The organism is Bacillus sp. FSL R9-9492, assembly GCF_038007365.1.
GTDB lineage: Bacteria > Bacillota > Bacilli > Bacillales > Bacillaceae_G > Bacillus_A > Bacillus_A mycoides.
This window is the reverse complement of record NZ_JBBOXC010000001.1, coordinates 5,232,968-5,253,536: the sequence shown is the minus strand read 5'-3', so window position 1 is coordinate 5,253,536 and position 20,569 is coordinate 5,232,968. Positions and strand designations below refer to the sequence as shown.

18 protein-coding genes and 1 riboswitch are annotated in these 20,569 nt (G+C 37.9%); of the genes, 9 read left to right on the top strand and 9 right to left on the bottom strand.

The genetic code is table 11. The annotated features are described in order from the left end of the window. The first annotated feature begins 229 nt into the window (after positions 1-229). Both lldP and thiC read left to right on the top strand, forming a co-directional pair. Positions 230-1,891 carry an L-lactate permease gene (gene lldP, locus MKY70_RS27095; RefSeq protein ID WP_088033428.1) on the top strand — a complete coding sequence of 554 codons (1,662 nt, stop codon included), beginning with the start codon at positions 230-232 and terminating at the stop codon, positions 1,889-1,891. A gap of 71 nt (positions 1,892-1,962) precedes the next feature. After that, a riboswitch (TPP riboswitch) is annotated at positions 1,963-2,078 on the top strand. A gap of 112 nt (positions 2,079-2,190) precedes the next feature. Continuing rightward, positions 2,191-3,951 carry a phosphomethylpyrimidine synthase ThiC gene (gene thiC, locus MKY70_RS27090; RefSeq protein WP_341026162.1) on the top strand — a complete coding sequence of 587 codons (1,761 nt, stop codon included), beginning with the start codon at positions 2,191-2,193 and terminating at the stop codon, positions 3,949-3,951. A 251-nt stretch (positions 3,952-4,202) separates the two neighbouring features. On the opposite strand, the gene MKY70_RS27085 is transcribed toward thiC, so the two are convergent. From MKY70_RS27085 to cydA, 3 genes are all read right to left on the bottom strand, one after another. Next, the gene (locus tag MKY70_RS27085) at positions 4,203-5,561 is read right to left on the bottom strand and encodes an arsenic transporter (RefSeq protein ID WP_088033426.1); all 1,359 of its coding nucleotides are present in this window, start codon (positions 5,559-5,561) and stop codon (positions 4,203-4,205) included. 219 nt (positions 5,562-5,780) lie between these two features. Then, positions 5,781-6,806: a cytochrome d ubiquinol oxidase subunit II gene (locus MKY70_RS27080; RefSeq protein WP_289404979.1), complete on the bottom strand. Its 1,026-nt coding sequence runs from the start codon at positions 6,804-6,806 to the stop codon at positions 5,781-5,783. After that, entirely contained in the window at positions 6,799-8,154 is a 1,356-nt protein-coding gene (gene cydA, locus MKY70_RS27075; RefSeq protein WP_002034780.1) for a cytochrome ubiquinol oxidase subunit I, read from the bottom strand. Before cydA ends, MKY70_RS27080 begins: the two co-directional genes overlap by 8 nt. Before the next feature lie 252 nt (positions 8,155-8,406). Here cydA and MKY70_RS27070 point away from each other — a divergent pair, with 252 nt between their 5' ends. Both MKY70_RS27070 and MKY70_RS27065 read left to right on the top strand, forming a co-directional pair. After that, positions 8,407-8,556 (top strand): hypothetical protein, encoded by a 150-nt coding sequence (locus tag MKY70_RS27070; protein ID WP_002016173.1) that lies wholly within the window; start codon positions 8,407-8,409, stop codon positions 8,554-8,556. Between the two features lie 89 nt (positions 8,557-8,645). Then, the gene (locus MKY70_RS27065) at positions 8,646-9,731 is read left to right on the top strand and encodes a hypothetical protein (protein WP_044439412.1); all 1,086 of its coding nucleotides are present in this window, start codon (positions 8,646-8,648) and stop codon (positions 9,729-9,731) included. A 67-nt stretch (positions 9,732-9,798) separates the two neighbouring features. On the opposite strand, the gene MKY70_RS27060 is transcribed toward MKY70_RS27065, so the two are convergent. Continuing rightward, entirely contained in the window at positions 9,799-10,683 is an 885-nt protein-coding gene (locus MKY70_RS27060; protein WP_341026159.1) for a LysR family transcriptional regulator, read from the bottom strand. A gap of 135 nt (positions 10,684-10,818) precedes the next feature. Between MKY70_RS27060 and MKY70_RS27055 the strand changes: the two genes are divergently transcribed. After that, the gene (locus MKY70_RS27055; RefSeq protein ID WP_341026157.1) at positions 10,819-12,819 is read left to right on the top strand and encodes a YhgE/Pip domain-containing protein; all 2,001 of its coding nucleotides are present in this window, start codon (positions 10,819-10,821) and stop codon (positions 12,817-12,819) included. Between the two features lie 56 nt (positions 12,820-12,875). On the opposite strand, the gene MKY70_RS27050 is transcribed toward MKY70_RS27055, so the two are convergent. The 3 genes from MKY70_RS27050 to MKY70_RS27040 all read right to left on the bottom strand — a co-directional run bounded on the left by MKY70_RS27050 (position 12,876) and on the right by MKY70_RS27040 (position 16,034). Beyond that, positions 12,876-13,256, bottom strand: coding sequence for a VOC family protein (locus MKY70_RS27050; protein WP_000609851.1), 381 nt, complete (start codon positions 13,254-13,256; stop codon positions 12,876-12,878). Positions 13,257-13,450: 194 nt separating this feature from the next. Continuing rightward, positions 13,451-14,608 (bottom strand): acyltransferase, encoded by a 1,158-nt coding sequence (locus MKY70_RS27045; protein WP_341026155.1) that lies wholly within the window; start codon positions 14,606-14,608, stop codon positions 13,451-13,453. 208 nt (positions 14,609-14,816) lie between these two features. Continuing rightward, positions 14,817-16,034, bottom strand: coding sequence for a dicarboxylate/amino acid:cation symporter (locus MKY70_RS27040; RefSeq protein ID WP_002016167.1), 1,218 nt, complete (start codon positions 16,032-16,034; stop codon positions 14,817-14,819). A 224-nt stretch (positions 16,035-16,258) separates the two neighbouring features. Here MKY70_RS27040 and MKY70_RS27035 point away from each other — a divergent pair, with 224 nt between their 5' ends. From MKY70_RS27035 to MKY70_RS27025, 3 genes are read left to right on the top strand one after another with little or no spacing between them, the layout of a single operon-like run. Next, on the top strand, positions 16,259-16,561 hold the full coding sequence (locus MKY70_RS27035) for a PTS sugar transporter subunit IIB (protein ID WP_002089630.1): 303 nt from the start codon (positions 16,259-16,261) through the stop codon (positions 16,559-16,561). 14 nt (positions 16,562-16,575) lie between these two features. Continuing rightward, the gene (gene celB, locus MKY70_RS27030) at positions 16,576-17,877 is read left to right on the top strand and encodes a PTS cellobiose transporter subunit IIC (protein WP_088033404.1); all 1,302 of its coding nucleotides are present in this window, start codon (positions 16,576-16,578) and stop codon (positions 17,875-17,877) included. 9 nt (positions 17,878-17,886) lie between these two features. Continuing rightward, complete coding sequence (locus MKY70_RS27025; protein ID WP_088033403.1) at positions 17,887-18,204, top strand: PTS lactose/cellobiose transporter subunit IIA; 318 nt, start codon at positions 17,887-17,889, stop codon at positions 18,202-18,204. Positions 18,205-18,314: 110 nt separating this feature from the next. Here the strand turns inward: MKY70_RS27025 and speD are convergent, their stop codons facing one another. Then, a complete protein-coding gene (speD, locus tag MKY70_RS27020) occupies positions 18,315-18,686 on the bottom strand; it encodes an adenosylmethionine decarboxylase (RefSeq protein ID WP_002191178.1) in 372 nt (123 codons plus the stop codon). Positions 18,687-18,713: 27 nt separating this feature from the next. After that, positions 18,714-19,841 (bottom strand): polyamine aminopropyltransferase, encoded by a 1,128-nt coding sequence (locus MKY70_RS27015; RefSeq protein WP_341026152.1) that lies wholly within the window; start codon positions 19,839-19,841, stop codon positions 18,714-18,716. A gap of 425 nt (positions 19,842-20,266) precedes the next feature. Between MKY70_RS27015 and MKY70_RS27010 the strand changes: the two genes are divergently transcribed. Continuing rightward, positions 20,267-20,569: a PTS sugar transporter subunit IIB gene (locus MKY70_RS27010; RefSeq protein WP_002089627.1), complete on the top strand. Its 303-nt coding sequence runs from the start codon at positions 20,267-20,269 to the stop codon at positions 20,567-20,569.

Here is a 20,569-nt window from a genome sequence, read left to right as displayed (position 1 = left end):
AACCTTCCTATCGATTAACATTACAAAAACGTGACGCTTTTGTAAGATTTCTTTTTTAAATGATGAAATTTTCGAAAAAATCTTTTTAAATGAAAATTGTTGTGATAAAATTAATGAAAACGTTTTCTTGAACGTTTTGTATTTTTTAGACTTAAAGGTATGATGACCTGGTAGTCTATTGATAAGGTTATATCTTATTTAAAAGGGGATTCTTTAGGGGGAGAGAACAATGAACACATGGACACAAGTTTACGATCCGTTCGGTAACATTTGGATTTCGGCAGCAGTCGCACTTATTCCAATCATCTTTTTTTTCTTAGCTTTAGCGGTTTTCCGCATGAAGGGGTATGTGGCAGGATTTATTACAGTTGTATTAACGATTTTGGTGGCGTTATTTGCGTATAAAATGCCATTCACAATGGCAATGGCAGCGACCGGATACGGTTTCTTATACGGATTATGGCCAATTGCGTGGATTATCATTATGTCAGTATTTTTATATAAAATTTCTGTGAAAACAGGTCAATTTGATGTCATTCGTGCATCTGTATTATCCATTACGAATGACCATCGTTTACTCGTTATTTTAATCGGATTTTCATTTGGAGCATTTTTGGAAGGGGCAGCAGGATTTGGTGCACCAGTAGCGATTACGGCAGCGCTTCTTGCAGGCCTTGGGCTAAATCCTTTATATGCAGCAGGTCTTTGTTTAATCGCAAATACTGCACCAGTAGCGTTCGGAGCGATGGGGATTCCGATTACAGTTGCTGGACAAGTAACAGGCATTGATCCGCATAAAATTGGACAAATGGCTGGGCATCAATTACCGTTCTTATCTTTATTTGTTCCGTTCTTTATCGTATTTTTAATGGATGGCTTTAAAGGAGTAAAACAAACGTGGCCTGCTTTATTTGTAGCAGGTAGTTCATTTGCAATTACACAGTTTATTACAGCGACGTTTTTAGGACCAGAACTTCCGGATATTACGTCAGCACTTGTAAGTTTAGTAAGTTTATCGCTATTCTTAAAAGTTTGGCAGCCGAAAGAAATTTATCAAACTAAGCAAGCGAATAGTGAAGTAGCAGCAACGACGACGGCGACATCTATGCCGAAACTAACGGGAGGAAAAGTAGTAAAAGCGTGGTCTCCGTTCATTATTTTGACTGTGATGGTAGTCATCTGGAGCCAGAGTTTCTTTAAAGCGTTATTCGCTCCGGGCGGCGCTTTAGAAAGTCTCGTATTTAAATTTGAAGTTCCAGGCTTGCACAATTTAGTAATGAAAGCAGAGCCTATTGTAAATAAACCAACACCTTATGAAGCAATCTTGAAATTAGATATTTTATCAGCGACTGGAACAGCAATTTTAATTGCTTGTATCATTTCTATCTTTATTTTGAAAATGAGTGCAAAAGATGCAGTAGTAACATTTAAAGAAACGTTAAATGAACTAAAAATGCCAATTCTATCTATTGGATTCGTATTAGGATTCGCATTTATCGCAAACTATTCTGGTCTATCTTCTACATTAGCGTTAGCGCTTGCAGGAACTGGCGGATTATTCCCGTTCTTCTCACCATTCTTAGGATGGATTGGCGTATTCTTAACAGGATCAGATACGTCAGCGAACGCACTGTTCTCGAATTTACAAGCAATTACAGCGCAGCAAGTTGGTGTATCTGAAGTGCTTCTTGTTGCAGCAAATACAACGGGCGGTGTAACAGGTAAAATGATTTCTCCGCAATCAATTGCGATTGCTTGTGCGGCAGTTGGACTTGCTGGGAAAGAGTCAGATTTGTTCCGCTTTACATTGAAGCATAGTTTATTCTTCGTTACTATTGTTGGGATTATGACGTATGTGCAGGCTTATTATTTAACTTGGATGATTCCGTAAACAACAAAAGAAATAAACTTTGCATTTTTCAGATTATAGTGTATGATGGGAAAGTATTGAAAATTAAATCAGTGATAAACTAGGGGTGCCTAACGTATGCGTAGGCTGAGAGAGAAGCGTGTGAACTTCTTAACCCTTTGGACCTGATCTGGCTCGTACCAGCGTAGGGAAGTTAACGGCTTTACATAATTATGTCTTTATGAGCCAGGTCCTTATTCTTTTATGGACCTGGCTCTTTTTATTTTGGCATGCGCTGGCCATATCTCGTCCTTGTCACGAACAGGGGGGCAACAAAGGTTATGAAACAGTCTGTTTCAGTTGAGCAAATTGAATTGAAATCGAGTTTACCAGGAAGTAAGAAAGTGTATGTGGATGGAACACGTGAAGGTATGAAAGTACCAATGCGCGAGATTGAACAAAGCGATACGAACGGTGTTCAAAATCCGCCAATCCGTGTGTATGATACGAGTGGACCTTATACAGATCCAGAGTATAAAGTGGAGCTGGAAAAAGGGATTCCAACGCCGCGCCACTCTTGGACCTTGGGGCGTGGTGATGTGGAAGCTTATGAAGGACGCGAAATTAAACCTGAGGATGACGGTGTGAAAGTGGCTTCAAAACATACACCTGTTTTCCCGCAAATGGATCGTAAGCCGCTTAGAGCGAAGCAAGGTGCAAATGTTTCGCAAATGCATTATGCGCGTAATGGCATTATTACGTCTGAGATGGAATATGTTGCGATTCGTGAAGGGGTAGAGCCTGAATTTGTTCGTAAAGAGATTGCAGAAGGTCGTGCGATTTTGCCGGCGAACATTAACCATCCTGAAGCGGAACCGATGATAATTGGACGTAATTTTCACGTGAAGGTAAATGCAAATATCGGAAACTCTGCTGTATCGTCTTCTATTGCAGAAGAAGTAGAGAAGATGACGTGGGCGACTCGCTGGGGTGCAGATACGATTATGGATTTATCTACAGGTAAAAACATTCATACAACACGTGAGTGGATTATTCGTAATGCTCCGGTACCAGTTGGAACTGTGCCAATTTATCAAGCGCTTGAAAAAGTAAACGGAATTGCAGAAGATTTAACGTGGGAAGTATATCGTGATACGTTAATTGAGCAGGCGGAGCAAGGCGTTGATTACTTCACGATTCACGCTGGTGTATTACTTCGTTACATTCCAATTACTGCAAAGCGTATGACAGGTATTGTTTCGCGCGGTGGTTCGATTATGGCGCAGTGGTGTTTATTCCATCATAAAGAAAACTTCCTATATACTCACTTTGAAGAGATTTGTGAAATTATGAAGCAGTACGATGTTTCGTTTTCTCTTGGAGATGGATTACGTCCAGGTTCTATTGCAGATGCAAATGACGAAGCGCAGTTTTCTGAGCTTGAGACACTTGGTGAATTAACAAAAATTGCTTGGAAACATGATGTGCAAGTTATGATTGAAGGACCTGGGCATGTACCGATGCATTTAATTAAAGAAAATATGGAGAAAGAACTTGATATTTGTCAGGGTGCGCCGTTTTATACACTTGGGCCGTTAACGACAGATATTGCACCAGGTTATGATCATATTACTTCAGCGATTGGTGCTGCGATGATCGGCTGGTTTGGAACGGCGATGCTTTGTTATGTAACCCCGAAAGAACATTTAGGTTTACCGAACAAAGATGATGTTCGCGAAGGGGTTATTACGTACAAAATCGCTGCGCATGCAGCCGATCTTGCGAAAGGGCATAAAACGGCTCATCAGCGTGATGATGCACTTTCAAAAGCACGATTTGAATTCCGTTGGCGCGACCAATTTAATTTATCTTTAGATCCTGAACGTGCGATGGAGTACCATGATGAAACGTTGCCAGCAGAAGGGGCGAAAACAGCGCATTTCTGTTCAATGTGTGGCCCAAAGTTTTGTAGTATGAGAATTTCACATGATATTCGTGAATATGCGAAAGAAAATGACTTAGAAACGACAGAAGCAATTGAAAAAGGAATGAAAGAGAAAGCGGTAGAATTCAAAGAAACTGGTAGTCACTTATATCAATAACACGTTACACCTCTTTACTTGATTGATCACACTGTACCTAACTTAAATATAGAAGAAGCCCCCTTTGCTAAGACGGTAGCAAAGGGGGCTTCTGTCGTCTATCCCGCTATTTGTGGGCAGTAAAACTCCCACCTCAAAATTCGGCTGGAGCAAAGAAGTTAGGTGGGAGATAAACTGCCCGTAAACGCCCGATTGGTGCGGGCTAATAATCAGTGGGGGATGAACACCCACTCACCTTATAAAGCTTCACTTTATAAGGTGAAGAATAATTGTACCCAGTAGTATAAGAGGAATAATGTGACGACTGTTGTGAGTGGGATTACGATGAGAGATACGCTTAAATAATCTTTCCATTTCACTTTAATTTTGTTTTGTCTTAAGATATACATCCAAATGAGGGAAGCTAGTGTACCGATTGGTAATAATAGTGAACCGATGTCACTACCGATGATATTTGCGAGATAGATAGTTTTTAATGTGACTGGATCTAGTCCCATTTCTGTTAATGTGATTGTACCAATCATAAGTGCAGGGTGGTTATTGAAGATGTTAGAGAGGAGGGAAACGAGTCCGCCCATTGCAAAGCTGGCATAGAGTAGATGCTGACTTACAACTGGTTCGAGCCAACTTACAAGTGCCGCTGTTAACCCTGCGTTATGAAGCCCGTAAATAATTACATACATAGAGAAAGCGAAAATTAAAATGTGCCACGGTGTCTTTTTCAAAATATCGACTGGGTTTGTTCGTAAGTAGTACCATCTCCAGATGAGAAGAACGAGTGAACCGAGTACGGCAACAATTTCGATTGGAATCGATAAGAAGGATGCAACGAATAGAAGACAGCGCATAAGGAAGACGAAGCCTAATACTTTTAACATGAATTTCGTACGTTTTTGTTTCGTATTAACAGAATTTTGTCCTTTTAACGGATGGAAGTTTTTCGTGAAGAAAATTTCTTCAATATCATATGAAGAAACAGGCAATCTTTCTGGAAGTTTTTTCTTTAAAACTGTATACATGAGCCATGACATAAACAGTAGCCCTAATGTTGCAGGTACAAACATCATAGCTGTATGCATATAAAGAGTCATATTAACAATATTTAATGCGATTAAGTTTACGATATTACTTACACCGATTGGTGCACTAGATGCAGTGGCAATTAAAGCACCGCTTAATAAATAAGGGATTTGTTGATGAGGTTTTAATTGAAGGTTTTTCAGAAGTAAAATCAAAATCGGTGTTGTAATTAAAATACTACCGTCATTATTAAATAAAAGAGTCATAAGAAAACATAGTAATTGAATGTACCAGTATAGGCGTCGTCCGGAACCTTTCGCTAAATTTGCAAGTTTTGCTGCGGACCAGTGGAAGAAGCCGAAGCTTTCTAATATAACCGCCATAACGATGGTCGCTAATATCGTTATAGAGGCACCGCCGATTTTACTTATAATGTCCATGACGTCTGGTTTTGATACAAGTCCAGTAATGAGGATAATGCTAGCGCCGACTGCTGCCGGCCATGCTTCATTTATACCACGAGGGCGCCAAAAGATAACAATCATCGTTAAGAAGAATACAATAATAGTAATCCATATTTCAATGCTCATATTTAACCTACCTTTCTATTTTCCCTTGAACAAATGTAGCTTGTCTCAAGTTTATATAGCATTATATTCAAAATAAAATAAGAAGAACTAGGCATCTACCTTAATCTAGTGAATATGTGTATTTTGAGCAATAAGGCAAGTATAAGTAGTAGTGTAATAACTATTAGGAGAGGAGTCTAATAAATTAGGGGCATTCTATGTGTGAATGCCCCTAATTTACTATTTTTCCTTTAAAAATGTTCGATCTTTTAAGAATAAATTCCAGAAGAAAATAAATCCTGGTAGTAAAATTGCAATCCCGATTGCGTAAAGAATAAGAAGTGCATAGAATGTTTCGACCGTCGTAAAGCTTGTAAATACAGTTACGTCCGGGTAAATGATATAAGGTAAATGGGCGACGCCGTAAGCGTAGCTTGCAAATGCATATTGAGCGACGACAGCTAAAACTGCAATGCGAGGAAAGCCTAGTGTGCCATATTTCTTATTTGTCCACCAAAGGGAAGAGTATCCGATAACAAATAAAATGATAGAGACTGTAAACCATGGGAATTGCTTTATTAGTCCTTGCATAAGCCAGTGTGTTTCAGGGTCCATTACAACGAGAGCGATAATAGCAGTCACGAGCGTTGCAGGACCAAGTATGATGGCATTTCTTCTATAAATTCGGTACGTATCTTCAGAACCTTGTTCCCTAGCAAAATCAGCAAGAAAGAGAGATGATAGAAATAGTTCCGAAGTTAGTCCGAAGAGCATATAACAATAAATAACGGGACTAGAAAGAAGTTTTCCGTAAAGGAGCACTTCTTTTCCTTCAGACATCGTAATATAGGCACCTTCTGTAACTGGCAGAACGGTAATTAATAGAGCTGGGATTAAGAGCCCGGTAATACCTGAAATAACCCGAAGAAGGTGTTGGTATTTTGGCAGGGAGTAAGCAAATACCATAAATGTACTACGAATCGCAACGAGTACTAAAATTAACATAACTGGTACAAACATAACGGTTGCAAGGGTAAAGGCCGCTTTTGGGAAGAAACCGAGAAAAGCAACGACGACAAAGACAAGAAACGTATTTGTTACTTCCCAAGTTGGTGATAAGTACCGATTAGCAAGCTTGGCAGCAAGCGTCGGGTGTTTAGCGTATACCATGCCCCAAAAACCAGCTCCAAAATCAATAGACCCTAGTATGCTATATACGAAAATAAGAGCCCATAAGATGATGATTGCAATGCTTTCCTCATGCACGAGAATCGCCTCCTTCGTGATGTAAATCATTCTTTAACGGATGTTTCTTAAAGAATGTCCGTAGTACAAAGACGGTTAAAATACCGAGCCCGATATATAAAATGATGAATAAAACAAATAAAGGACCGACGAAATCAGCGCGCGTAGAAGCATCTACCGTGCGTTGCATGCCATAAATTGTCCATGGCTGACGACCACTACAACTAAAAATCCATCCGAATTCAATACCGAGCAACATAACGGGTCCACAGGCGGCAGCGCCCCAAAGAAGCCACTTCGGTAACTCTACTCCTTTTTTTCGGTAAACAAAGTACCAATATAAGAGGGCAATAGCTGCAACTGCAAAGGTAAAGGCAGCGGTGCCGACCATTAAATTGAACAGTGTATGTGTGTAAAATGGTGGCCATGTTTCTTGCGGGAATTCCTTTAGACCTTTTACAACGGTGTTAGGGTCTAGTCCCACTAATAAGCTAAGCATGTTCGGAATTTCAAGGGCATAGTTTAGTTCAAGTGTGTTAGGGTCCACAACCCCGCCAATCGATAAAGGCGCGTGTGATGTCGTTTCAAACAAAGCTTCAGCAGATGCTAGTTTTTCAGGTGAATGTTTATGTAAGGCAATAGCAGATTCGTGTCCTGAAAGCCACATCGTAGCACCTGTGATAAATGTAACGACAAGCCCTAACAGTAATCCTTTTTTATGGTAAGCAATTTCACGAGCGCTTAAATTTTTCTTTAATAATTTAAATCCAGCGATAGAAGCGATAACAGCTGCTCCAGTTGTATAGGCCGTAATAACGACGTGGAATGCACTTGTGCCAAAGCTCGGATTAAAGAAAGCTTTCCACGGATCAACGTTAAAAACTGAGCCATCTGGATTCATTGAAAAGCCCGCAGGTGTATTCATCCATGTGTTTGCCGATGTAATAAGCACGGCAGATGCAGTGGCGCCAATCATAACGAAAAATAGCGAGATTAATCTCATAACTGGAGGTAGTTTATCAGCCGCATATACGTAAATAGACATGAATAAAGCCTCTAAAAAGAAGGCGAAAATCTCAATTTGAAACGGAACGGAAATAACTTGCCCAACAATTTTGGCGAAACCAGGCCAAAGAAGTGAAATTTGTACACCAACAATTGTTCCAGTTGGAATTGCTACACCGAGAAGGATAGCAAAAGCCTTTGTCCATCTTTTTGCCATAATGGCATAGTCGGAATCTTTCTTCCAGTGATAGAGTATTTCACTTATAAAAATCATTAAAGAAAGCCCGACTCCCAGCGTTGCAAAGATAATGTGGAATGCTAATGAAGAACCAAAAAATGCCCTTGCTAATGTTACGGTATCCATATGTATACTCCCCTTCTTTTTGCCATTATTTTCTGATTGAATTGGAAAATTTATTCAAAAAACTACCAAAAATATATATGTATTTAAAAAATGAGTACGGTAATATAATATTTAAATATTCTAAAAAGAAAGAAATTGATATTTGGTAATATTTTATTTGTTTTTTAGGGCTGAATCTTTTATAATCTTTTACGCGAACGTAAGTTCTATTTCTGGGATGAAGAAGTTTATGTGAAATGGAGAGGGTGTTTTATGTATCCTGAAGTCATTAAAAAGATGGCATTTTCAAGAGAGCATAGAGATTTATTATTAAAGTTGTATAATAAAGAAATTACGCGTCGTGAATATGATCGACTTGTGGAATCGCTATATAGACCTTCTAAAGAGGCTTGCGAAGGATAAGGTGAGAGAGACAATCTAAAGGATTGTCTTTTTTATATTTGCGTATGTTCTGGTAAAATTAAGGTTAGCCTTAAAAGGAGGTGAAAAGCTTGCGAAAACGTTTATATATAGGGATTGGGGTTATTCTCTTAATCGCTTTAGGTGGAGTTGTATTTTGGTCAGCTTTACAAGGAAATCGTACCGAGCATTTTATTTTACGACATATGGTGAATGAAAATGGAACACTTGCAACGTATCGCTTGGAGGATACAAAGGCAGGTAAGGGTGAAGCGAAGGGCCGTGAAGCTTTATCAGAATCTGCAGGGTTATGGCTACAATATACACTTGATAAAGATGATCAAGCTTTATTTGATGAACAAGTGAAGGTTATTCAAAATAACTTTGTACATAAGGATCGCATCGTTATATGGAAAATCTCTGAAAAGGGAGAAATGCAGTCAGCTACTAATGCACTTATCGATGATCTTCGTATTATAGAACAATTATATCGTGCTTATGAAATGTACAAGGAAGATCGCTATAAAAACCTTGCAGATCAATTGAGTGATTCTGTACTTCGTTATAATAAAAAAGGTAATTATTACGTTGATTATTACGATGCAGATACAGGAAAACAAAATAACTTTGCAACAACATCTTACATAAATCCGCATGCATTCTCTTATATGAAAAAGTATGGAAAAATTTCTGCACAGCAGTATCAGGAAGTTGTTCAGTTTTTAGCGGATTATCCAAGGCAGGGCTGGGCATTCCCGAAAGAGTATAAAGATGATGGGACATTTACGTACGATAAAGAAGTGAATCTTATTGATCAATCATACGTTGCTTATCATCGTAGTTTAGGCGGTCTTTCATCAGATGCTTATTTGGAATTTATAAAGAAGAAATTTCGCGAAGACGAAAAGTTATATGGTCGTTATAACTTAGAAACGGGAAAACAAGCTGTGAACTATGAATCACCAGCATCTTACGGATTAACAATTTTGTACGTACTACAAACAGGTGATACAAAGTTTGCGAAGGAATTGTATGAGCGGATGAATACATTCCGAAATGATAATGTATTTAGTAGATATTATGGTGGATATGTAACAGGTGAGAATAATAATACACATATTTTCGATAACGTATTGCCGCTTTTAGCGGAAATGGAATTGGATAAGAGTAAAAAATAGAAGGTGCCACCCTATGGGGATGGTACCTTTTATTTGTGTCGTTATTTGTTTGTAAAGCGATATAATTTTACGCCCTAATATTGGAGAAGTAATCAATCACGAATTCACGAAATTGTTGGGCGGTGTTTGATAAATAGCGCTTCTTCGACCAACTTAAGCCGATAGTTCGTTCGCAATTAGGTTCAATAATACGTAACTTATTTGATGCTAAAGTAGAGTTTTTTAATAAAGTTAAACTTGGGACAAAGGCGATGCCAAGACCTTGCTTAATGAGATCGCTAATCACGGTTGGTTCATCTACTTCAAAAGCGATATGTGGAGTGAAACCAGCTTTTTTACAAAATTCATCTGTTAAGTGCCGAAATCCGTAACCAGTGTTCATACTAATAAACGATTCGTCTTTTACTTCATGCAAATAGATACTTTCGCAGTTTGATAACCGATGTCCTGAAGGAACGGCTAAGAAAATTTCTTCTGTGATAAGTGGTTCCCAAACCATTTCCTCGCCTTCAATTGGTACAGAGGAGATACAAAAATCAATTTCCATATTATCTAGTTGCCGCTTCATAGAAGGAGTAGATGCGAGAAATTGTTGGAATCGAACGTTAGGGTGTTCTAGTAAAAAAGAACCGAGTAGCTCGGGTAATATTCTTGGAATAGAAACTGCAAGTGTAATAGAGCCTTGTTGTAATTCAGCTAAATCTTTAATTTCGCGTTCCCCTTCACTTAATTCATGAAAAATGCGTTCTACTCGTTTTAAAAATACTTTGCCGAAAGAGTTTAATGTAATCTGTCGACCTTGGCGATCAAATAAGGGGACGCCTAAGTCCTTTTCTAGTCTAGCGATTGTTTTACTGAGTGAAGGCTGCGCGATATGCAATTCTTCAGCTGCTTTTGTCATATGTTCTAGTCGTGCGACTGTCTGAAAGTATTTTAATTGAAGAAGTTCCACTTCGAATCTCCTTTCTATAGACCAAAAGGAATGAATTGATAATTAAAGATGTATTATACAGTATGGAAAGTGACGTGTATAGTAAATCTGTTAAACCATTCGAAGGGTGTTAAATTAGGAGAAGGAGTATGTTTCATGAAGGGAATTCAACTTATATTTAAAGATTGGAAGGCGATGTGGAACCATAAACATGGACGTATCGCTTTAATTTTTTTATTAATCGTTCCTTTAATTTATTCAGGATTCTTCTTAGCTGGATATTGGGATCCGTACGGAAAATTAGATAAATTACCTGTTGCAGTTGTTAATTTAGATAAGGGTGCTGTGATGGATGAAAAAACAATCCAGGCTGGAGACGATTTTGTTAAAAATTTAAAAGAGAATAAGGAATTGGCGTTTCATTTCGTATCAGAAAAAGATGCTGATGAAGGGCTAAAAGAAGATAAGTATTATATGGTGGTTACGATTCCGGAGGAGTTCTCTAAAAAGGTAAGTACACTAATGGATGAGAAACCAGAGCCGGCACAATTGCAGTACAAAGTAAATCCAGGGAAAAACTTTGTAGCAGCTCAAATTGGAACGACAGCTGTTGAAAATATGAAAACAAAAATTTCAAATAGCATTACGAAATCTTATACAGAAGGTGTCTTTTCAAAGTTTCAAGATTTGGCACAAGGGTTGAGTGATGCAAGAAATGGCGCTGAGAAGTTGCACGAAGGAACGACGGATGCAAAAAATGGGGCGAATCAGCTTGCAGATGGTATTCATCGTTTAAATGATGGAACAGTGAAGTTAAAAGAAGGAAGTGATAAGCTTGCCTCTAGTCAATCGGCCTTAACTGGGGGAGCAAATGAACTTAGTCAGGGAGCGATATCACTTCATAATGGTATGGAGCTGCTAGCACAGGGTGAGAAGTCTTTACAATCAGGAGTTAGTGAATTAAGTGCTGGTACAAATGAATGGGTGAACGGAAGTGAGAAACTTGCTGAAGGGCAAGTGAAAGCGGACAATGCAGCAAATAGTGTAAAACAACAATTAGAAGAGTACGTGAAAAGTCATCCAGAAGTGCAGCAAGATCCTGCTTTTCAAAAGATCATTGCTACTTCTAACGGATTAGCTAAAGCAACAAACACTTTAAATAATAGCCAACAACAATTGACACAAGGTGTGCGGAAGCTTACTGATGGTCAGCATAAGATTGAGGAAGGCATGAATACATTCGGAGTTAAGTTAAACGAAGCTACCGCTGGAACGAAAAAGATAGCAGATGGTACTTCGAATTTAGCTGATGGATTTACGAAGTGGGGAAATGGATTTACATCATTACAAGAAGGTGTAAATCACCTTGCGAGTGGCGGAACAGAGCTGAATCATGGTGCTGATAAGTTAACGAACGGACTTGTTAAACTTGACGATGGTGCGAAAGAACTTTCTACGAAATTGGGAGAGGGCGCAGAGAAGATAGCGGATGTTCGCAATGATGATGCACGCAATACGATGTTCTCAGAGCCGGTTCAATTAGTGAAGTCGACAGTTTCTGATGTGCCTAACTACGGTTCAGGTATTGCACCATACTTTTTATCACTGGCATTTTATGTTGGCGGAATTATGGCATCGAATATTTTACCTCTTGGCCGTAGACAAAATATGAAGGTAAGCGGAACAGTACATTTTATTAATAAACTAGGATTAGTATATTTAATTGGACTCATTCAAGCACTACTTGTAGATGTGGTAGTGTTAGGAGTTATGAAATTAGAAGTTGCAAGTGTATCACTCTTTGTTTTATCAAGTATTGTTATTTCCTTTACGTTCATGACATTTATTCTTATGTTAGTAACGGTATTCGGCATTGTTGGGAAGTTCGCAGCGGTAACGCTTCTCGTTCTTCAATTAGCGACGAGCGGAGGTACTTTCCCAGGAGAGTTAAATATAGCTGTGCTTAGCAAAATTGGACAGTTTCTCCCAATGTCTCATTCTCTTAGAGGATTACAAGATGTTATCTCTTTAGGAGGTTGGTCGCAATTACGAATGCAAATTTTAATTTTATTATGCTATCTCGTTGTTGCTGGCGGAATCACATGGGTTACGAGTCATATACAGCATAAGGAAACGAATGCAGAGCAAGTTTCTTAATAAAAGAAGCTATCCGAATAAAAGGTTTTATTATGACCTTTTCGGATAGCTTTTTCTTATTTCTTTTCCATAACTGCAAAGTAGTTATTTTCATTATCAGCAAAGTTGAACGCTCTACCAGTAGGTAAATCTACAACTTGTCCAACTGTAACATTTTTCTCAGAAAGATCTTTATACAGTTGATCTAAGTTATTAGAGAAGAACATAAGTGAAGGGGTATTTAAGTTTAATTCAGGTTGCATCTTCGCAATTAACGCCTTATCGTGAAGGACGATGCTTGTTCCAGCTTCTTTTGCCGGCGCAATTTCAATCCAGCGAAATCCTTGACCGTTATTTTCTTCCGCAACGATTTGGAATCCTACTGTTTCTGTCCAAAATTGTACTGATTCATCTTGGTTATTTACATATAACATAATTTGCCCAATTTGATTAATCATAGGTGTGTCCTACTTTCTTTTCTTATATGAAATACTATCCCGCATTAACGGGCAGTAAGACCCCTAACTCAAAATTCAGCAAAAGAAAAGAAGTTAGGTGGGGATCGGGCTGCCCGTTAATGCCCGATTGGTTCAACTAATAATCAGTGGGGGATGAAGAACCCCTCCACTGATTAAAGTTTCACTTTATTATATCAAATATATGGTTTAAATACTTTTTCATGATTTTTTCGAAGTACAATCTTCGCCCATTTCATATTTGTTGTAGGGGAAGGCCCTGTAATCCACGTATGAAATGGTAGTGTACTGCAAATGACCATTGCTGAAATCGAGATTGTGGCCGTTATTGTAAATAATAATAGGCTATATAATATTGTGTTTTCTTGCAGTGCGAATAAGGAAAGAAATTTTGTACATAGTTGCAAGAAGAAAAAATGAGCTAAATAAGCGCCATACGTGTAATTCCCGATAAAACGTAAAGCTTTATATAAGAAACCACGTCGCTGTACAATTGTAATAGATAACACGTACAGTATCATAATTTCACAAACAATATATAAAAACATGGACGGTTTTAAATAAGTAGAAACCGTTAAATGAATAGAATTGGCGCCGTAAAAACTAAATAACTCATAATTGATGAATAAAAATAAGATGAAAAATAAGATTGTTATAAGCGGAATATGTTTCATGACAAATATACGCCAAGTTTTTAATGCTACAGCAGCTATTCCTCCCATGACGAAATAGAATGAGTAGAAGAAGAAGGAACGATCTGTATAATGTAAAATGGTTGAACTAGTCAGTTTCTCTCCATTAAAAATGTAGTGAGAAGAGTACCACATTAAGAAGAAATATAGACAAGCGAAAATGGTCATATATTTATATATGTCTTTTTTATTTTCTGTTCGTTTTTGAAACCAATAAAATAGTGTGCATAGTAACGGGAACAATAAGTGAATTTGGAACATCATGATAACGTACCAAAGATGAGGTGCAGCTGTTCCGAGTAATAAACTTTTTATTCCGCCTTGTAGTGTAATGACATCGTTTGTTGTTAATAAGTAAAGAATAGACCAGAAGAAATAAGGAATGAGTAAATGTGCGGCTTTTTCATAAATATATTCTCTGTAAACGAGTTGCTTCGTATATAGCCGAATTAAGTGAAATCCGACGATAAATATGAATGCAGGTGCTGAAAATTTTGCTAGATTAAATAGCATTCCCATAATGAGAGATTGCTCGAGTAAGATGTTCCCTTGATTCATTGTATATAATAAGGAACTTTGCAAAACGACAGCAAGAAATGCAATGCTTTGCAAAACTTTAAATTCTGGTGCGCTTTGAGTCATTGTGTCCATCTCCTTTTCCATACATGATTATAGTACGGAGAAAGGATGAAAGGTGTGGAATATTTGTGAAGATTATAACAAATTTGTGGCGGGATGGGATTATATTAACGCTTTTGCTAATATATCTATCACAACTTCAAATATATCGATTCACTGACAAATGACAACAAAAAGAGGATGCTCAAAACGAGCATCCTCTTTCTATATATTAAGCAAATTTATTTTTGATCCAGTTTTTACCTTCTACAAGGCGAGCTGTCATTACGGCACAAGCGTTATCTCCTGTTACGTTTAACACTGTTGCAGGAGGATCGATGATTGTACTAATTGCTGCGATAATTGGCAATGCTTCTGGTGGGAATCCGTATAGAGAAACGATTAACATTTCACCAATCATACCCCCGCCCGGAATAGCACCCATTACTGTTCCTACTAATAGAGAAACAACAAGTGCAATTGCTAATGTTTTCGGTCCTTCGAATTCCATGTTGAAAATACCGAATAAGAAAGCAATTTTTAATACCCCGCCTAAAACAGATCCGTCTTTATGAAGTGTAGATCCAAGAAGGACAACTGTTTCACGAACGTCAGAAGAAATACCCATTTTCTTCGTTGCTTCTAAGTTCGCTGGAATACTTGCGGCACTACTACAAGTTGCAAGTGATGTAACTGTAGGAGAGACCATGTTCTTCCAAAATACTTGTACACCTTGTTTGCGACCTGCAAGGTACGCATAGAATGTAAAGAATACAAAGAAGTAAATAAGAGAAGCTGGATAGTATACCATTGCTGCTCGGAAGTAAGTTCCAAGAAGTTGTGGTCCGAATTCACCAACTAATGCTGCGAAGTAGGCAGCTAGTCCGATTGGAGCGTAGTACATAATGAAAGATACGACTTTCATTGAAATTTCTGCACCAGCTTGTAGGAATGTAGCGAATGGTTTCCCTTTTTCACCAACTGCTGAAGTTGCAACCCCCATTAAGATAGAGAAGAAAATAAGAGCTAGCATGTTCTCGCGAGATAGTAACTTTGAAAAGTCTGATACTGTTATGATACCAACAATTTGATCAGCAACACTAACTGCTTTTTCAGCTTTATCAGGCTGCGTTAGTTCTAATACAACACCTTGTGCTGGCGGGAATACTTTCACGATAATAATCATAAAAATAGCAGCTAAAATACTTGTAAATAAGAAAGTTCCAGCCATACTAGACATAATTTTACCGAAACGTTTTAATCCATCCATATTAGCAATAGATGACGCGATGCTAAAGAACACTAACGGTACAACAATCGTAAACATTAAGTTTAAGAAAATGTCACCAAGCGGCTTTAAAGCAACTGCATCGGCACCCATGAAATAACCAATGAAACCACCAATTAGGATAGAAGATAATAAAATAAGCGGAAAGCGATATGCCTTCATAAATATATCCTCCTATCGATTATAAAAAATCATACTGAATCATTATAGCGAGTTAGAGACTTCTTTACTAGGAAAATACGGATAGATGGAATAGCGTGAAAACCGAGAAATTTTTGTTTTTAAGCTCGGCATACAGTTAGAAATCTAGACATATATATTTGTAACCTAGTGGTGGCAAGGGCTACACCAGAACTTAGGTTTGGAAAAAGGGGGAGGGGAGCGAGATGAATATTTTACTTTGCTGTGCAGCGGGAATGTCTTCCAGTTTGATTGTTACAAAAATGGAGAAAGCAGCAGAGGCAAGAGGGATACAGGTAAAGATTTGGGCAGTATCAGGTTCAGAAGTGCGAAATCATATTGATACTGCAGATGTACTTTTACTTGGACCGCAAGTACGTTATTTATTACCGAAAATGAAAGAATTATGTAAGGAGAAGGGAATACCTGTTGATGTCATTCAATCTGTCCATTACGGGCTTTGTAATGGAGAGGCTATCTTACAAGCAGCTTTGTCCATGAAACCATGAGGAGAGTGGGATAGATGATAAAGTTTTTAGAGAAATATGTGATGCCAGTGGCAGGGAAGGTTGCAGAGCAGAGGCATTTGCAAGCGATTCGTGATGGAATTATTTTGACGATGCCTTTCTTGATTATTGGATCATTTTTCCTTATTATTAGTGCATTACCAATACCAGGATATAATGATTTTATGGCAGGTTTATTTGGTGAGAATTGGCAGAGGGCTTTAGGGTATCCAGTTAGTGCAACTTTTAATATAATGGCTTTAATAGCTGTTTTTGGAATCGCTTACAGACTTGGGGAATATTATAAAGTGGACGCTTTAGCATCCGGAGCATTGTCGCTTGTGACGTTTTTACTTGCAACTCCATTTCAAGTTGCATATATTATACCAAGCACGAAGGAAAGTGTGATTGTAGATGGAGCAATCCCAGCTGCACTAATGGGAAGCCAAGGTTTATTTGTAGCGATGATTATTGCAATTATATCTACTGAACTTTATCGGTTTATTGTACAAAAAAAGATGATTATAAAGATGCCGGAGACAGTTCCACCAGCTGTGACACGTTCATTTGCGGCACTTGTTCCAGGTTTTATTGTTGTAACGGTTATTTGGATTTTGCGCTTAATTATAGAAAATACTTCTTTTGGCAGTATCCATAATATTGTGGGGCAAATTTTACAGGAACCACTTAGTGTACTTGGTGCTAGTCTTTGGGGCGCAATAATAGCAGTTATTCTCGTTCATGTTCTTTGGTCGTGTGGAATTCATGGTGCTACTATTGTTGGTGGTGTAATGAGCCCCGTTTGGTTGTCGTTAATGGATCAAAACCGAGTTGCTTTCCAAGCAGGGCAAGATGTACCGAATACGATTACCGCACAGTTTTTTGATTTATGGATTTATATGGGTGGTTCTGGTGCAACACTCGCTTTAGTTGTAGGAATGTTACTATTTGCGCGAAGTCAGCAATTAAAAAGTTTAGGGCGATTGTCAATTGCGCCTGGTATATTTAATATTAATGAAATGGTAACTTTTGGTATGCCGATTGTAATGAATCCAATTTTACTTATTCCATTTATACTGGTTCCAGTTGTGTTAACGGTTGTTTCTTACTTTGCAATGGAATGGGGATGGGTCGCACGTCCGAGCGGAGCGGCTGTACCTTGGACGACACCTATTCTTTTTAGTGGATATTTAGGATCAGGCGGGAAAATTTCAGGTGTTGTTTTACAACTTGTTAACTTTGCACTTGCATTCTTTATTTACTTACCGTTCTTAAAAATATGGGATAAACAAAAAGTAGCGGAAGAAAAGGGGGAGTAAATAACTAAAATGGATACGATAGAGACGAAAGCTTTTCACTTAATTTTGCATGGTGGTAATGCGAGAAGCTGCTCAATGGAAGCAATTGATTGCGCAAAGCGCGGTGAATTTCAGGAAGCAGAAGCGAAACTAAAAGAAGCTTTAAATGAATTGCAAGAGGCGCATCGCTTACAAACAGAGCTCATACAGAAAGAGGCTGCCGGGGAAAAAAACGAAGTTACCCTTCTGATGGTGCATGCACAAGATCATTTAATGAACGCAATTACAGTGAAGGAATTGGCGAGTGAGTTTGTAGAATTATATAGGAAGATGTCGGTGGATGAATGAACCTTGCTTATGCGAGGTTTTTTTATGTATGTGTCCGTACCATCAGTGGAGTGTTTGTTCCACTGATGGTATTTACAATCCTCCTTTTTACGGATGAGTAAGAGTGATAATTAATCGGCAGTAATAATCTCTCCTGTACCACGAATTAGTTTTTTTATATGCATCTCGTTTGGTCTTAATATACTTACGATATAATCAATCGCTATTTGCGGTTCAACGGTCGTACCGCACGTATAACAGTCGATGGCTGCAAAGTTTTTTTCTGGATAAGTGTGAATTGAAAGGTGGCTTTCGGATAGTAAAACTAAAACAGTAACGCCATGCGGATCGAATTCTTTTGTACTTACGTTTAAAATATGGGCACCAGAGCAATCTGCAGCGTTAACTAAATGATATTCTAAAAAGTGAACATCATCTAATAGGGAAAAGTCCACTCCCCATAAATCTACTATTATATGCTTACCAAAAGTAGAATATTCCATAGGGTAGCACTCCTTACTATAATATTGTCAAAACTCCATTTCCTTTTTGTAACATTGATGTAGGATAAGATTCGATTCTGAGTTTAAAAGAGCGAGATTACGTTGTTCTAAATGTTCTTCTTTAAATTGAAACAAAGGAGAAAGAAGAGAAGGTAATGTTCGAGGAGTTGGTATTACATATAATTGCTCAATTTGATCGAGTACATAGGCAGAATTAGCAGCAATATGAAATCCCCAGTCAGTTCCGAAAGAAGGAACGATTGTATGATAACTTTTCACAGTTAATCCAGCATGTTCAATAGTGTTACCGATGCTCCAATATACTAGAGGTGCATCAGCAGGTGAATTAGATTGGCAGACGAACGCACCATCTTCTGTTAAAAACGTAGCTATACGAGCAAAAAGTTCGCTTGTATATAAAGTACTTAATAACTCTGTCGCTGGATCAGGGAAATCAATGATGATTACATCGTATAAAGATGAAGGTGAATTTAGAAATTCTTTTGCATCGCATACGTGCACGTTCACGCGATTATCAAAAAAAGCGTTTTTGTTTAAAGATACTATTTCTGGAACATTACGTGCCATATTAATCATTGCCTCGTCTAAATCAACAAGGTCTACGTGTAGCACAGTTTCATATTTCAAAACTTCTCGTAAGGCAAGACCATCGCCACCACCTAATATGAGAACACGTTTTGGATTAATTACTTTTGCCATAATCGGATGTACAAGCGCTTCATGATAAATTTGCTCATCAACGGAGCTGAATTGTAGTTGCTTGTCCAAGTATAAGCGAACATCGTTTACTTGGACTAAATTAATATTTTGATAATTACTCTTTTCTTCAAATAAATTCGTATGTTCACCAGCTTGTATTTCCTTTAGAGAAATTTCATCCCACACATCTAAGCTGTGTGAATCTGTGGGTACTATAATTACATTTTCCGATTGTACTTGCTTATCGTCTTCATCCTCGTCGTGTTTATCTGGTTCGTCGTGTTTGTCAGGTCTGTCTTGTTTATCTTCAGTGTCCTGTCGATCTAGTGTATCCGTGTTGGAATTTAATTTAGAATCCTCTTCTTGTTTATACCATTTATTTTGAACCTGTATTCTATAAATCTTCATTCTCTTCTTTTTTCTATGCTTTGGCATTGGAATCCCCTTTCAAAATACTTTATTTTATTCTATTCTATGTAATTTAATAGAGTTTGACTGGACAATAACTAGACGAGTGTCTTGAATAGGTATTTGTTTTGATTTGAGTTGAAATATTATATTTTTTGGTACTATATTTTCGCACATTTAAAAAAATTAGTGTTTTTTTGTTTTAAACACAACTAGACAACTAAACACTAATCTATTTTCATACAGTTATGTGTTAAAAGTGAGGTGTTTTATAACACACTGTGTGTTTTTTTGGGGACACACTGATTGAAAGCGGTAACACACAAAGAAATCACTCGAAAAAACGCTGATTTTAGGCGTTTTGAAAAGTTGGCACGGTAATTGCATTAATAAATAGCGTAAAGAAAAATAAAAAACATAAATTTTTTATACCACACAAGGGGGATTTATAAATGAATATTTTATTATGTTGTTCAGCAGGGATGTCTACAAGTTTACTAGTTACAAAAATGGAAGCGGCTGCAAAAGCTCGCGGTCTAGAAGGTAAGATTTGGGCTGTATCTGGGGATGCAGTAAAAAACAATATCGATCAAGCAGATGTATTATTACTAGGACCACAAGTTCGTTACATGCTTTCTACAATGAAAACGCTTGCCGATGAGAAAAATGTTGGAGTCGATGTTATTAACTCAATGCACTACGGCATGATGAATGGAGAAGCAGTTTTAGATCACGCATTAACACTAAAAAAATAA

Excerpts from the sequence above, each read along its gene's own strand:
- lldP (WP_088033428.1), top strand. The coding sequence starts at position 230 with ATGAACACATGGACACAAGTTTACGATCCGTTCGGTAACATTTGGATT.
- thiC (WP_341026162.1), top strand. The coding sequence starts at position 2,191 with ATGAAACAGTCTGTTTCAGTTGAGCAAATTGAATTGAAATCGAGTTTA.
- MKY70_RS27085 (WP_088033426.1), bottom strand. The coding sequence starts at position 5,561 with ATGAGCATTGAAATATGGATTACTATTATTGTATTCTTCTTAACGATG.
- cydA (WP_002034780.1), bottom strand. The coding sequence starts at position 8,154 with ATGGATACCGTAACATTAGCAAGGGCATTTTTTGGTTCTTCATTAGCA.
- MKY70_RS27070 (WP_002016173.1), top strand. The coding sequence starts at position 8,407 with ATGTATCCTGAAGTCATTAAAAAGATGGCATTTTCAAGAGAGCATAGA.
- MKY70_RS27055 (WP_341026157.1), top strand. The coding sequence starts at position 10,819 with ATGAAGGGAATTCAACTTATATTTAAAGATTGGAAGGCGATGTGGAAC.
- MKY70_RS27050 (WP_000609851.1), bottom strand. The coding sequence starts at position 13,256 with ATGATTAATCAAATTGGGCAAATTATGTTATATGTAAATAACCAAGAT.
- MKY70_RS27045 (WP_341026155.1), bottom strand. The coding sequence starts at position 14,608 with ATGACTCAAAGCGCACCAGAATTTAAAGTTTTGCAAAGCATTGCATTT.
- MKY70_RS27040 (WP_002016167.1), bottom strand. The coding sequence starts at position 16,034 with ATGAAGGCATATCGCTTTCCGCTTATTTTATTATCTTCTATCCTAATT.
- MKY70_RS27035 (WP_002089630.1), top strand. The coding sequence starts at position 16,259 with ATGAATATTTTACTTTGCTGTGCAGCGGGAATGTCTTCCAGTTTGATT.
- celB (WP_088033404.1), top strand. The coding sequence starts at position 16,576 with ATGATAAAGTTTTTAGAGAAATATGTGATGCCAGTGGCAGGGAAGGTT.
- MKY70_RS27025 (WP_088033403.1), top strand. The coding sequence starts at position 17,887 with ATGGATACGATAGAGACGAAAGCTTTTCACTTAATTTTGCATGGTGGT.
- speD (WP_002191178.1), bottom strand. The coding sequence starts at position 18,686 with ATGGAATATTCTACTTTTGGTAAGCATATAATAGTAGATTTATGGGGA.
- MKY70_RS27015 (WP_341026152.1), bottom strand. The coding sequence starts at position 19,841 with ATGCCAAAGCATAGAAAAAAGAAGAGAATGAAGATTTATAGAATACAG.
- MKY70_RS27010 (WP_002089627.1), top strand. The coding sequence starts at position 20,267 with ATGAATATTTTATTATGTTGTTCAGCAGGGATGTCTACAAGTTTACTA.